Genomic DNA, 11,562 nt, shown 5'->3' with positions numbered 1-11,562 from the left:
CCCTCTACGGTAGGGCGATGACCGACGCCCGCCGGAGGCGTCGTGCTGCGCGCCTTCGAGGAACTGCGCCACGAGGAGGGCGAGGCACGGGTGTGGTGGCTCGACGGGCGTCCACTGCTCACCACCGCCCACCCGGACACCCCCGGCCTGACTCCCGGGCCCGGCCTCGACGCGGTCGAGCCGCTGGTGGCCCGGCTCGGGTGCCGGTTCGTCACCACCGACCTCGCCCGGAGTGCCGACGGCGCCTGGCGGGTGATCGAGGTCGGCGACGGCCAGGTGAGCGACCTGCCCGCCGGGACCGACCCCTCGGCGCTGCTCGGACCACTGCTGAACGTGGGCTAGCCCCAGGTCAGCGCGCCTTCTGCGACCGTGCCGCCTCGGGGCGCAGGTCGTCGAGGGACAGGCGGTGACGAGGCGGGCCGGGGAGGGCGATCCGGCCGGTGGTGGTGAGGTCCGGGCCGACGTGGAGGAGTTCACCGCTCGCCAGCGGCCGCCAGCCGGGGTTGTCGTCCATGGCCTCGCTGGCGACGACCACGGCCGGCGCCTCGCTCAGGTCGTGCGAGTGGACGCGCAGCCGCCCGCCGGCGCCGCTGTGGTCCAGGTGCCGGCTGCCGTGGTGGCCGCCCGCCGCGCGCTCCAGCACGAACAGCTCATGGGTGTCGGGGTAGCGCAGCGCCCACAGCTCGTCCCGGGTGGTGAGGACGAGGTTGAGGGAGAAGACGGGCAACTCGTCGGCTATCCACCGGGCCGCGCCCACGATGCCCGCCGTGACGTCGCCGCCGTGCGCGGCGATCTCACGGGTGATCAGGGCGAAGAACCGCTCGGAGTCGGTGTCCCCGCGCACCGTGGCCCGGCCCGCCGGGCCCAGACGGGCGTCGAGCGCGTCGAGGCCCTCGATGACGCCGTTGTGGGCGAACAGCCGCCCGTCCTGCTCGAACGGATGGGTGTTGCGCGTCTCCAGCCGCCCGGTCGAGGCGAAGCGGATGTGGGCGAGGAACGTCGCCGACTCCACCTGCCGCGCCTCCTCGGCGAAGGCCCGGTCCGCGTAGGCGGCCACCGGGGCCTTGTGCACCCGCGGCACCGCCGCCGCGTCGAAGAACCCCAGGCCCGTCCCGTCCGGATCGCGACGGCTCTGGACGCTGAGGCTGTCGGGCGCGTCCAGCAGCCAGAACGTGGCCCGGGTACGGAGCGGAGTGCTGCTCATGCCGAACAGACGGCACATGGGCCCGTCCCCCCTCTCCCGTAGGTCCCGCCGCGTACAGCATCGGCGCGGCGCGCCCACGCCGACAGTCGGTATCCGGCTGCGTTCCGCTCCGGCAAGGGGAGGATGGGGGGATGACCGACATCAGGGACGGCTTCCTGTCCATGGCCCGGGTCGCCGCGGGCCTGTTGCGCGAGCCGGCGGTCGCCGCGGCCTGGGCCCGGCCGAGCTCCCTGCCGGAGTTCACGGTGGGAGGCCTGGCCGGACACCTCGCCTACCAGGTCCTCGCCGTCCCCGGGATCCTGAGCACGCCGGTGCCCCGGGAACCGGTCGTCTCGCTCCTGGAGCACTACGCGCGCGTGGAGTGGGTCGACGCCGCCCTCGACGCCGACATCAACGTCCGGATCCGGCGGTCCGGCGAACAGGAGGCCGCCGAGGGGCCCGAGGCCCTGGCGTCGCGCTTCGACGCCGCTGTGGGGGAACTGACGGACCGGCTGCCGGTGGAGCCGGACCGGGCGGTGCGGATCCCCTTCTGGGGGCCCTGGTCGCTGACCCTCGACGACCTGCTCGTCACCCGCATGATGGAGCTCGCGGTGCACTGCGACGACCTGGCGGCCGGCGTCGGCGTCCCCACGCCCCGGTTCCCGGACGGGGCCCTGGCACGGGTGCTCGGGCTGCTGTCCGCCCTGGCCGTCCGCCGGCACGGCCAGGACGCCGTCCTGCGGGCCTTCAGCCGCGCGGAGCGCGCCCCGGCCGGCATCGCCGCTTTCTGAGGGCCCCTCGGAAGGCGGTGGCCCGGCGCTCAGGCCATGCCGAAGAGCTGCGTCCAGTACGTACCGGCCGGGCCGCCGCCCGCGTATCCCACGCCGAGGTGGGTGAACCCGGGCTTGAGGATGTTCGCGCGGTGGCCGGGGCTGTCCATCCAGCCCTGGACGACCTCGGCGGGGGAGCGCTGCCCGCACGCGATGTTCTCGCCGATGCCCCGGTGGCCCGCGCCGGCGGCCGCCGCCCGGTCCCAGGGCTCGGTGCCCTCGGGGGAGGTGTGGGAATAGAAGCCTCGCGCGGCCATGTCCGCGCTGTACGCCTGGGCCGCCGCGGCCAGCCGGGCGTCGGCGCCCAGCGGCCGCAGGCCGGCGGCGGCCCGCTCGGCGTTGGTGAGCGCCAGGACCTCCGCCACCGTGCGCGCCAGGCTCCCGTCGGTCAGCGGCTCGGCCCAGAGCGCCGTCCAGTACGTGTCGCCCGAGGCCGCGACGGCGTGGGCGATGCCCACGTGGGTGAGGGCCGGGTCGTGCGCCGGATGGCCGGCCCCTGCCCGGCCCTCGCCGAGGCAGTAGTCCAGGAACGCGTCGACGGTACGCGGCCCGGACACCAGGTGCTCCGCTATGCGTACGTACGCGTAGCCGCCGGCGGTGACCCGCTGGAAGACCGAGGCCCCGTCAGGGCCCGTGGCGTCCAGGCGCCCCTGGGCGGCCATGGCCGCCGCGTGCGCCCGGGCCGCCGCCACGAGGCGGGCGTCGGAGGCCAGCGGGGGTACGCCGGCGCGCCGGCGTACGGCGTTGACCAGCGCCGTCGTGGCGGGGTCGGCGTCCGGCCCGGCGTCCGGCCCGGGGTCGTCCTCCGTCACCTCGACGCCGAAGTCACGTGCCAGCCCCGCCAGCCCGTCCGCGTAGCCCTGGCCGAGCGCGCGCAGCTTCCACCCCGGCCCGCGCCGGTAGATCTCGGCGAGCAGCAGCACCGTCTCGCGGTCCGGCCGCGCGGGCGCGAAGCGGGCGAGCGCGCCCTGCCCGTCGGCGGCGACGCACAGGACGGGCGCGGGCAGGGCGCCGAGGGCGGCACCGGGCTCGGCGGGGGAGACGACCACCGTGACCCGGGTCGCGCCGGCCCGCAGCCGCCGCGGGTCCACCGTGAGCCCGCCGGGCGCGAGGCGGGCGCCGGGTGTGGCGGGCTGGTTGAAGAAGACGAAGTCGCCGTCGCCGGAGACCTTTCCGTCGTCCCCGGTGATCAGCGCCGATATGTCGAACGGGCCGGGCACCCGGACCGACACCGGGCCGTCCGGCAGCGGAAGGTTCCCTCCGGAAGTCAGGTCGCGCACCGGGTCCGCCCGTCGTGAAGGAGGCGGGCTCCCGCCCGCCCCGGATCGAGGTGTGTGCCGGAGGAACGCCCGGCGGACGGCGAGCGTTCCCGTTCACATCTCGACGAGTCACATCTCGACGACCGCCTGCACGGGAAGGTGATCGCTGGGGAAGCGGCCGTCCTCGGAGTATGTGTTGATGGCGGCGCCGAGGGTGCGCACGGTGGACGAGGTGAGGATCCAGTCGATGCGGTCGCCGTCGGGCACCAGCGGCTTGTAGCCGTGGAAGGTGGCGTACTGGGGGCCGCGTTCTTCGGCGGTGTCCCAGCTGTCGGCCAGCGCTCCGCCGTCCAGCATCGCGCCGTACACGGGGTTGCCGTGGGCGGGGACGTTGAAGTCGCCGGTCACGAGCCGGGGGAGGGCCGGGGCCGCCGCCTCCCTCAGACGGCGGGTGACCAGCTCCGCGCCACGCTCGCGCGCGTACTGGTGGGCGTGGTCGAGGTGGGTGTTGAGGGCGAGGAACTCCGTGCCCGTCCGCAGATCGGCGAAGCGCACCCGGGTCGCCATCCGCACCACGGTGTTGCCCCAGGTCGCCGAGCCGATGAGGGCGGGGGTGTCCGACAGCCAGAAGTGGTCGTACTCGACGGGGGCGAGCCGGCCGGTGTCGTAGAAGACGGCCGCGAACTCGTCATGGCTGCCGCCGTGGCGGCCCAGGCCGATCCAGTCGTGGTCCGGGCCGAGATCCTCGGCGATGTCGTGCAACTGCCCGTACAGCCCCTCCTGCGTGCCCAGCAGCTGGGGCCGCTCCTCGCGCAGCAGCCGGCGCATCACCGGCCGCCGCTCCGACCAGGGGTGCGGATCGCTCTCGGAGGCGTAGCGCAGATTGAAGGACATCACCCGGAGCGCGTGCGACACGTGTGTGGTCACGGTCCCGGTGTTCCCTCGCCGGGCCTCCCGTAACCGCGCGGCCCGGACGCGACCGCGTGGCCGAAAAGCGTCATGGCGGGCGATTCGGGCCGCCGGTCAAACGGGGCTGCCGGGGCGATTGGAGGTGTTACTCCTGGTTGGCGTAGTATGACCGGCGTCGCTATTGCGTCCTCGGCCATCTCGTCGTCAACGAGCCCGGACCGTTCCCGAACCGCTTCGGGGGCAGTCCCCGGGCTCGTCGCGTCGTACCCGGTGTCCGTTCCCGGGGCCGATCTCGGCGAAGCCCAACAGGCCGGTACGCGGTGTCGGCGACTGATCCCCGCTCAGTTCAACAGGCGTCGCCGTCCATCGGTGCGAGCCGGTGGACGGCGACGCCTGCTGAACGCCGAAGAGGCGCATAGGGGCTTCCAGTCCTTGTCTCCCGGCAGAACGGAAAAACAGCTCGTGGACGTGAGCGCGGCCAACAGGAAAGGCCTCAGCCTTTTCGCCTTGATCATGATAGGCCTCGGGTCCATCTTCGGCTCCGGCTGGCTCTTCGGAGCCGGTCAGGCGGCCCAGGTCGCCGGGCCCGCCGCCCTGGTCGCCTGGGTCATCGGCGCGATCTTCATCGGCATGATCGCCATGACGTACGCCGAGGTGGGCGCCGCCTATCCGCTGCCGGGCGCCATGGCCCGCTTCGGCTCCATCTCCCACGGCCCGGTGCTGGGCTTCATCACCGGCTGGGCCGTGTGGATCGCGACCGCCTCCCTGATCCCCATCGAGGCCATCGCGGGCACCCAGTACATGTCCTCCTGGAGCTTCGGCTGGGCCAAGGGGCTGGTCTCCGGCGGCAGCCTCACCGCCACCGGCATCGCGACGGCCCTGATCCTGACCTTCGCCCTGTGGCTGGCCTGCTACTGGTCGGTCGAGCTGCTGGCGCGCGCCAACAACCTCCTGACGCTGGTCAAGTTCGCCATCCCCGTCCTCGCGGTCGGCGCGCTCATCGCCTCCGGCTTCCACACGGAGAACCTCACCTCCCACGGCGGCTTCGCCCCCAACGGCTGGTCCGCGGTCCTCACCGCCGTCACCGCCTCCGGCGTCGTCTTCGCCTTCAACGGCTTCCAGGCCGTCGTCAACCTCGGCGGCAACGCCAAGAACCCCGGCCGCGCCATCCCGCTCGCGCTCGTCGGCGCGCTCTCCCTCGGCCTGGTGATCTACCTGGCCCTCCAGGTCGCCTTCCTCGGCGCCGTCCCGCCGGAGAAGCTGGCCGAGGCCGGCGGCTGGAGCGGTATCAACTTCGCCTCCCCCTTCGCCGACCTCGCCAAGCTGCTGATGCTCCACTGGGTCGTCACCATGCTCCAGTTCGGCGCCTTCATCTCGCCGAACGGCGCCAACATCGGCAACGTGGCCTCCTCCGCCTACCTGGCGCAGAACCTCGCCGAGACCGGCTTCTTCCCCAAGAAGATCGCCGAGGTCCACCCCCGCTACGGCGTCGCCCGCCCCGCCATGTGGCTCAACCTGGGCTTCTCCGTCCTCCTGCTGCTGACCATCGGCCACAGCTGGGAGGCCCTGGCCAGCGTCGTCTCCGCCGCGATGGTCGTCTCCTACCTCATGGGCCCCATCGCCGTCGGCGTCTTCCGGGAGACCAAGCCCGAGCTGCCCCGCCCCTTCCGGCTCCCGGCCGCCAAGGTCCTCTGCCCCATCACCTTCGCCTTCGCGGCCTGCGCCCTGTACTGGTCGAAGTGGCCCAATACCGGCAAGGTCGCCGTCCTCACCCTGATCTCGGTGCCCATCGCCGCGATCGTGCTGCGCCGCCGGGGCGAGAGCGATCTGCGCCGCCAGTTCGCGCCGGCCTGGTGGATGGCCGCGTTCCTGCTGTGGCTCTCGGCACTGTCGGCGCTGGGCAGTGAGGAGTTCGGCGGTCACGGTGTGATCCCGGGCGGCCTCGACATCGCCCTGGTGGGCGTGTCGGCCCTCGGCTTCTACTTCTGGGCGGTCCGCGCGGGCGTCCAGGCCCACCGCGCCGGGCTGCCGGACCCCGACCCCGTGCTCGACGCCGGGGCCCGGCCCGCGCGCGAGGCCGAGGACGAGCGGGAGGTCCCCGAGCCCGCCACGGTCACCGCCGTCTGACAGCGGCCGCGCCGAGCTCATCGGCGCGCGCTGATCTCATCGACGCGCGTGGCTCAGTGCCGCGCGTGGCTCAGCGCCGCGTCGCGCTGTGGAAGCCGCCCCGGGCCGGACCGGTCCCGGGGCGGCCGTATGTCTCCGACAGTTCCTCGATGGGGTGGGTCGCCACCTCCCAGCCGTTGGCGCCGAGCCAGTCGCCGAGACCCGGCCCCAGGCCGCCCAGCCAGAGCGGGGCGATGTGCGCGAGGCCCGGCTCGGCGTCGGCCGGCGGGAGGTCCCGGCCGCGCTCCAGGGCGAGCCGGTCGCCCGGGCGGGACAGCCCGCCCAGGGCGAGGAGCAGCCCGGTGGCCTGCTCCTCCGTGAGGTACACCAGGAGTCCTTCGGCCAGCCAGGCCGTCCGCGCGGCCGGGTCGAAGCCCGCCTCGACCAGCAGGCCGGGCCACTCGGGCGACAGCAGATCGGCCGCCACCGCCGTCCGGGCGCAGCGCGCCCGGGCCGCCCGCCCGGCCAGGACGTGCTCCTTGAAGGCCAGCACGGGCGGAAGGTCGAGCTCGTACAGCCGCATCCCGTCCGGCCAGGCCAGCCGGTAGGCCCGGGTGTCCAGACCGGCGGCCAGCAGGACTGTCTGGCGGCAGCCGGCCGCGCTCGCGGCGAGCAGGTGGTCGTCGTAGAAGCGGGTGCGGATCACCGTGTGATGGGTGATGGCGGTGGCGTACGGCCCGGGCCGTACGCCCGGCTCGGCGGGGTATCCGGCGGCGCTGAGGAACGCCTCGGCGTAGGGGTCCGTGAAGAGGGCGTCGGGGCGTTCGCCCTCCCGGGCCCGGACCCGGGCGACGGCCAGGGCCGTCCTGCTGACGGGGCTGAACGACGCGGCCCCGGTGGGACCGGCGGCGGGTTCTGGTGTCGTCATGGGGGCAGGATGCCCACCGGAGCGGCCGGGGACCGTGGGAAGCGCCCGCGCGCCCGCCGGGTCCGGCGGGCGCGCTCGGGCGGTGTCCCTCAGACCCCCACGGCCTCCTCCATCTCCTCCTCCGCGTCGCGGGCCGTCGTCGCGGGTGCCACGGGTGCCGCGGGCCGGGCGCGCCGGGCCTCGGTGGCCCAGGCGGCGCAGATTGCCACGACGCCGGCGACCAGCCACAGCGCCAGCGTCCACACGTGCCGGCCCAGGCCCGCGTGGCCGAAGTAGACGAGGCTGCGGACGCCCTCGACGAACCCGGCGCCGTTCCAGAAGGAGTGCAGCGCGGCGAAGAAGCCGTTCTGGAGCTCGGGACGGTAGACGCCGCCCGCGCTGGTGAAGTTGAGCATGACGAAGAGGACCATCACCCCCAGCGTGGTCCAGCGCTTGAGGAAGGTGTGCAGGCCGGTGCCGACGAGCAGGACGCCCGCCGAGTAGACCCACGCCATGGCCCACAGCCCCGGCAGGCCCTGGTCGACCAGGTGGAAGACGGGTCCGGCGAGGACCGTGCCGATCACGCTGACGACGAGCGACATGGCGCCGGCGAGCGCGGCCCGCAGCCGCATCGGCAGCACCGCTCCCGCTCCGCCGATGACGGCGACGGAGGCGTACGAGCCGATGCTGAGCGCGACCAGCAGGAAGAAGATGCCCTGGCCCGTGGGGTCGCCCTCGGCGGGCGGCACCACGTCGGTGACCTTCAGCGGGGCGCCCTGGCGCGCGGCGACGGGCTGGAAGACCTTCTGCACGGCGACGGCCGTGGTGTCCGAGCCGGCCGAGGCGATCAGCAGCTCGGGGGAGTGCCGGCCGGGTATGTAGGCGCCGAAGACCTGTCGGTCCTCGATCTGCCGGACCGCCTCGTCGCGGTCGGCGACGGTCCGCACGGCGAGCCGGTCGCCCGCCTTGTCGCCGATGGTCTGCGCGAGCACCTGGGTGCCGGTGCCGGAGCCCACGACGGCGACCGGCAGCCGGTGCGGCTCGGGGTGGGCGAACGCGCCCAGGTAGGCGAGGCCCATGCCGACGCACATCAGCAGGGGGGTGAGCAGGTGGGCCAGCACATGACGCAGCGCGCCGCCGTTGGTGGATCTCATCGGTGCCTTCCTGGGCTCCCCGGTGCGGGGAGCCGTGAGCGTGATGGTTGGCAAATGCAACTCTGTCTTCAAGTTGTACTCTACAACCACATGGCCTGAAAGGAGCCCCCCCCGTGCCCCACCGAGACGAGTCCGTGGAGATCATCCAGCGGGAGCTGACCGCCTTCGCCCGCCGCGCCCGCGCCTCCGCCGCCCGGATGCACCCCGAGCTCTCCCTGGTCTCCTTCACCCTGCTGTCCCACCTGGAGGACCAGCAGGGCTGCCGAGCCACCGACCTCGCGGCCCACTACCTGCTGGACAAGTCCACCGTCAGCCGGCAGGTCGCCACACTGGAGCGCCTCGGCCTCGTCGAACGCCGCGTCGACCCCGACGATCAGCGCGTTCAGGTCCTCCACCTCACGGCGGCGGGCCGGGAGACCCTCGCCCAGGTCGCCGCACGGCGCCTCGCCGCCTTCCAGGAGCGCCTCGCCGACTGGGGTGAGGACGACCTCGCCGGCTTCGCCGCGCACCTGCTGCGCTACAACGCGGCGCACGATTCCACCGGGGACGCGTAGCCGTCGCGGGGAGCGGTCTTCGACGGAGATCGAAGCAGTCGACGACGCTCACCAAGGGTGCGGATGATGTCGCTGTCGGTGGCGGTGAAGCGACTGCTTCAGGACACCGCCGACGCCATCCGTGACCGTTCCTGGAAAGGACGAACCATGCGCATCGTCTCCGCCGTCACCATGTCCCTGATCGCGCTCATCATGCCCGCGACAAGCGCCTTCGCCGCCCCGGCCGCCGGGCCACCGGCCTGCCCCAACGGCTCGGTCTGCTTCTTCAGCGGGTCGGACTACCACGGCTCCAGCTGGGAGTGGACGGCCTCCAGCGGCTACCGCGACATGCCCCCGGCCCTCCACGACAACGTCGGCTCGTTCGTGGCGAGCACCGACGCCTGCTTCATCAACTGGGACCCGAAGGAGACCCGCCAGGTGCACAACGGCGACTGGCGCAGGGCGTACGGGGGCGACTTCGGCGGCCGGATCGACGGGGTCAACGGGGGCAACTGCTGACCCCATGACCCGCATGGCCCGCATGGCCCGCATGGCCCGCTGAAACGCCCGCGGGTCCCGGCGTGGGGGACGCCGGGACCCGCAGCGGTGCGACAGCCGTGTCAGACGACGGCCGCCGCCGCGTCCCGCTCCGGCTCCTGCTCATGCTCCGGGCGGCGCAGTCCCTTGAGGAGGACGACCAGCGCGGCACCGACCACCGTGCCCGCCGCGACCGCGACGAGGTACAGCAGCGGCTGCCCGATCAGCGGGACGACGAAGGCGCCGCCGTGCGGGGCCCGCAGGGTGCAGCCGAACGCCATGGACAGGGCGCCCGTCACCGCGCCGCCCGCCATCGCGGAGGGGATCACGCGCAGGGGGTCCGCCGCCGCGAAGGGGATCGCGCCCTCGGTGATGAAGGAGGCGCCCAGCACCCACGCGGCCTTCCCGTTCTCCCGCTCGGCCCGGGTGAACAGGCCGCCGCGCACGGCCGTGGCCAGGGCCATCGCCAGCGGCGGCACCATGCCGGCCGCCATGACCGCCGCCATCACCTTCAGACTGCCCGCGTTGGGGGCGGCCAGCCCGCCGACCGCGAAGGTGTACGCGCACTTGTTCAGCGGGCCGCCGAGGTCGAAGCACATCATCAGGCCCAGCACGGCGCCCAGGACGACCGCGTTCGTCCCCGACAGGCCGCCCAGCCAGTCGGTGAGCGCCTTCTGGAGCGCGGCGACCGGCTTGCCGACCACCAGGAACATCAGGAACCCGACCACCGCCGACGACAGCAGCGGGATCACGACCACGGGCATGATGCCGCGCAGCACGGGCGGTACGGCCACCCGCCGGACGCCCAGGACGGTCGCCCCCGCCAGGAGACCGGCGATCAGCCCGCCCAGGAAGCCCGCGTTCACGGTCAGGGCGATCGAACCGCCGACGAAACCGGGCACGAGACCGGGCCGGTCGGCCATCCCGTAGGCGATGTAGCCCGCCAGCACCGGCACCAGGAACGCGAAGGCGGCCCCGCCCGTCTGGAAGAACAGCGCGGCCCAGCTCGCGGACTCGGTCCACAGGAAGTGGTCGGCGACGGACGGCGCCTTGTTCACCTGGTAGCCGCCGACGGCGAAGGCCAGGGCGATCAGCAGGCCGCCCGCCGCGACGAACGGGACCATGTAGCTCACGCCCGTCATCAGCCATGTGCGCAACCGGGTGCCGAACCCCTCGCCCGCCCCGGCCCCCGCGTCCATGGGCGCGGCCGGGCGCTCGGCCGGGACACCACCGGCCGTCACGAGCTTGCGGAGCTCGGCGATCAGCTCGCCGGGCCGGTTGACCCCCGCCTTCACCCCGACGTCCACAGTGGGCTTGCCCGCGAACCGGGCCCGCTCCCGCACCTCCACGTCATGGGCGAGGATCACGCCGTCGGCCGCCGCGACGACCGCCGGGTCGAGCCGGGTGAACCCGGCGGAACCCTGCGTCTCGACGGCGATCTCCACCCCCGCGTCCAGGGCGGCCTGCCGGAGGGCCTCGGCCGCCATATAGGTGTGCGCGATACCGGTCGGGCAGGACGTGACGGCGACGATACGCAGCGGCTGCCGCTCCGGCACGGCGGCTGCCGCCGAGTGCGTCGACCCCGCCGCGGCGGCCGTCGCCGGGCGCGCGGAGTCCGCTGCCCCGGCCTCCTCCCGCGCCGGAGGCGTGTCGCCGCGCAGCAGCGCCGCGACGGCCTCCGCGCTCTCCGCCGCCCGCAGCGCGCCCGTGAACTCCGCGTCCATCAGCTGCCGCGCCAGCGCCGACAGGATGGTGAGGTGATCGCTGTCGGCACCCACCGGGGCGGCTATCAGGAAGACCAGGTCCGCGGGCCCGTCCGGCGCCCCGAAGTCGATCCCGGCGGACGCGCGGCCGAAGGCCAGCGTGGGCTCGGTGACGTGCGCGCTGCGGCAGTGGGGGATGCCGATGCCACCGTCGAGCCCCGTCGGCATCTGCGCCTCGCGCGCGGCCACGTCGGCCAGGAAGCCCTCCAGATCGGTGACCCGGCCCAGGGCCCGCATCCGTTCGGCGAGCGAGCGCGCCGCCGCTTCCTTGGTACCGGCGGACAGGTCGAGATCGACCAGTCCGGCCGTGATCAGTTCACTCATCGCGGGCTCCCTTGCACGCGCTGACGCCCGAGGGGCGATGGGGGACAGGAGGGGGGA

At 74.0% G+C, this 11,562-nt stretch carries 11 protein-coding genes; 5 read left to right on the top strand and 6 right to left on the bottom strand.

Features of this window, described 5'->3' with window-relative positions:
* Positions 1-42: 42 nt before the first annotated feature.
* The gene (locus K6I33_RS23415; protein ID WP_308297275.1) at positions 43-342 is read left to right on the top strand and encodes an ATP-grasp domain-containing protein; all 300 of its coding nucleotides are present in this window, start codon (positions 43-45) and stop codon (positions 340-342) included.
* Between the two features lie 7 nt (positions 343-349).
* Here K6I33_RS23415 and K6I33_RS23410 read toward each other — a convergent pair whose 3' ends face one another.
* Positions 350-1,222: a class II glutamine amidotransferase gene (locus K6I33_RS23410; protein ID WP_229356460.1), complete on the bottom strand. Its 873-nt coding sequence runs from the start codon at positions 1,220-1,222 to the stop codon at positions 350-352.
* A 113-nt stretch (positions 1,223-1,335) separates the two neighbouring features.
* On the opposite strand from K6I33_RS23410, the gene K6I33_RS23405 reads away from it, so the two are divergent.
* On the top strand, positions 1,336-1,974 hold the full coding sequence (locus K6I33_RS23405; protein ID WP_229356458.1) for a maleylpyruvate isomerase N-terminal domain-containing protein: 639 nt from the start codon (positions 1,336-1,338) through the stop codon (positions 1,972-1,974).
* A gap of 29 nt (positions 1,975-2,003) precedes the next feature.
* Here K6I33_RS23405 and K6I33_RS23400 read toward each other — a convergent pair whose 3' ends face one another.
* Positions 2,004-3,293 (bottom strand): CAP domain-containing protein, encoded by a 1,290-nt coding sequence (locus K6I33_RS23400; RefSeq protein ID WP_229356455.1) that lies wholly within the window; start codon positions 3,291-3,293, stop codon positions 2,004-2,006.
* Positions 3,294-3,401: 108 nt separating this feature from the next.
* Entirely contained in the window at positions 3,402-4,166 is a 765-nt protein-coding gene (locus K6I33_RS23395; RefSeq protein ID WP_229356461.1) for an endonuclease/exonuclease/phosphatase family protein, read from the bottom strand.
* A gap of 528 nt (positions 4,167-4,694) precedes the next feature.
* Between K6I33_RS23395 and K6I33_RS23390 the strand changes: the two genes are divergently transcribed.
* Positions 4,695-6,308 (top strand): APC family permease, encoded by a 1,614-nt coding sequence (locus K6I33_RS23390; RefSeq protein ID WP_238491970.1) that lies wholly within the window; start codon positions 4,695-4,697, stop codon positions 6,306-6,308.
* A gap of 70 nt (positions 6,309-6,378) precedes the next feature.
* Here the strand turns inward: K6I33_RS23390 and K6I33_RS23385 are convergent, their stop codons facing one another.
* Both K6I33_RS23385 and K6I33_RS23380 read right to left on the bottom strand, forming a co-directional pair.
* Positions 6,379-7,215: an SAM-dependent methyltransferase gene (locus K6I33_RS23385; protein ID WP_229356450.1), complete on the bottom strand. Its 837-nt coding sequence runs from the start codon at positions 7,213-7,215 to the stop codon at positions 6,379-6,381.
* Between the two features lie 89 nt (positions 7,216-7,304).
* Positions 7,305-8,348: a hypothetical protein gene (locus K6I33_RS23380; RefSeq protein WP_229356448.1), complete on the bottom strand. Its 1,044-nt coding sequence runs from the start codon at positions 8,346-8,348 to the stop codon at positions 7,305-7,307.
* A 113-nt stretch (positions 8,349-8,461) separates the two neighbouring features.
* On the opposite strand from K6I33_RS23380, the gene K6I33_RS23375 reads away from it, so the two are divergent.
* Positions 8,462-8,902 carry a MarR family winged helix-turn-helix transcriptional regulator gene (locus K6I33_RS23375; protein ID WP_229356446.1) on the top strand — a complete coding sequence of 147 codons (441 nt, stop codon included), beginning with the start codon at positions 8,462-8,464 and terminating at the stop codon, positions 8,900-8,902.
* A 147-nt stretch (positions 8,903-9,049) separates the two neighbouring features.
* Positions 9,050-9,400 carry a peptidase inhibitor family I36 protein gene (locus tag K6I33_RS23370; RefSeq protein ID WP_229356444.1) on the top strand — a complete coding sequence of 117 codons (351 nt, stop codon included), beginning with the start codon at positions 9,050-9,052 and terminating at the stop codon, positions 9,398-9,400.
* A 101-nt stretch (positions 9,401-9,501) separates the two neighbouring features.
* On the opposite strand, the gene K6I33_RS23365 is transcribed toward K6I33_RS23370, so the two are convergent.
* A complete protein-coding gene (locus K6I33_RS23365) occupies positions 9,502-11,505 on the bottom strand; it encodes a fructose-specific PTS transporter subunit EIIC (RefSeq protein WP_229356440.1) in 2,004 nt (667 codons plus the stop codon).
* Positions 11,506-11,562 lie beyond the last annotated feature (57 nt).

Source organism: Streptomyces sp. UNOB3_S3, assembly GCF_020740895.1.
GTDB lineage: Bacteria > Actinomycetota > Actinomycetes > Streptomycetales > Streptomycetaceae > Streptomyces.
The sequence above is the reverse complement of the archived record's forward strand: the minus strand, read 5'-3'. Positions and strand labels throughout refer to the sequence as shown.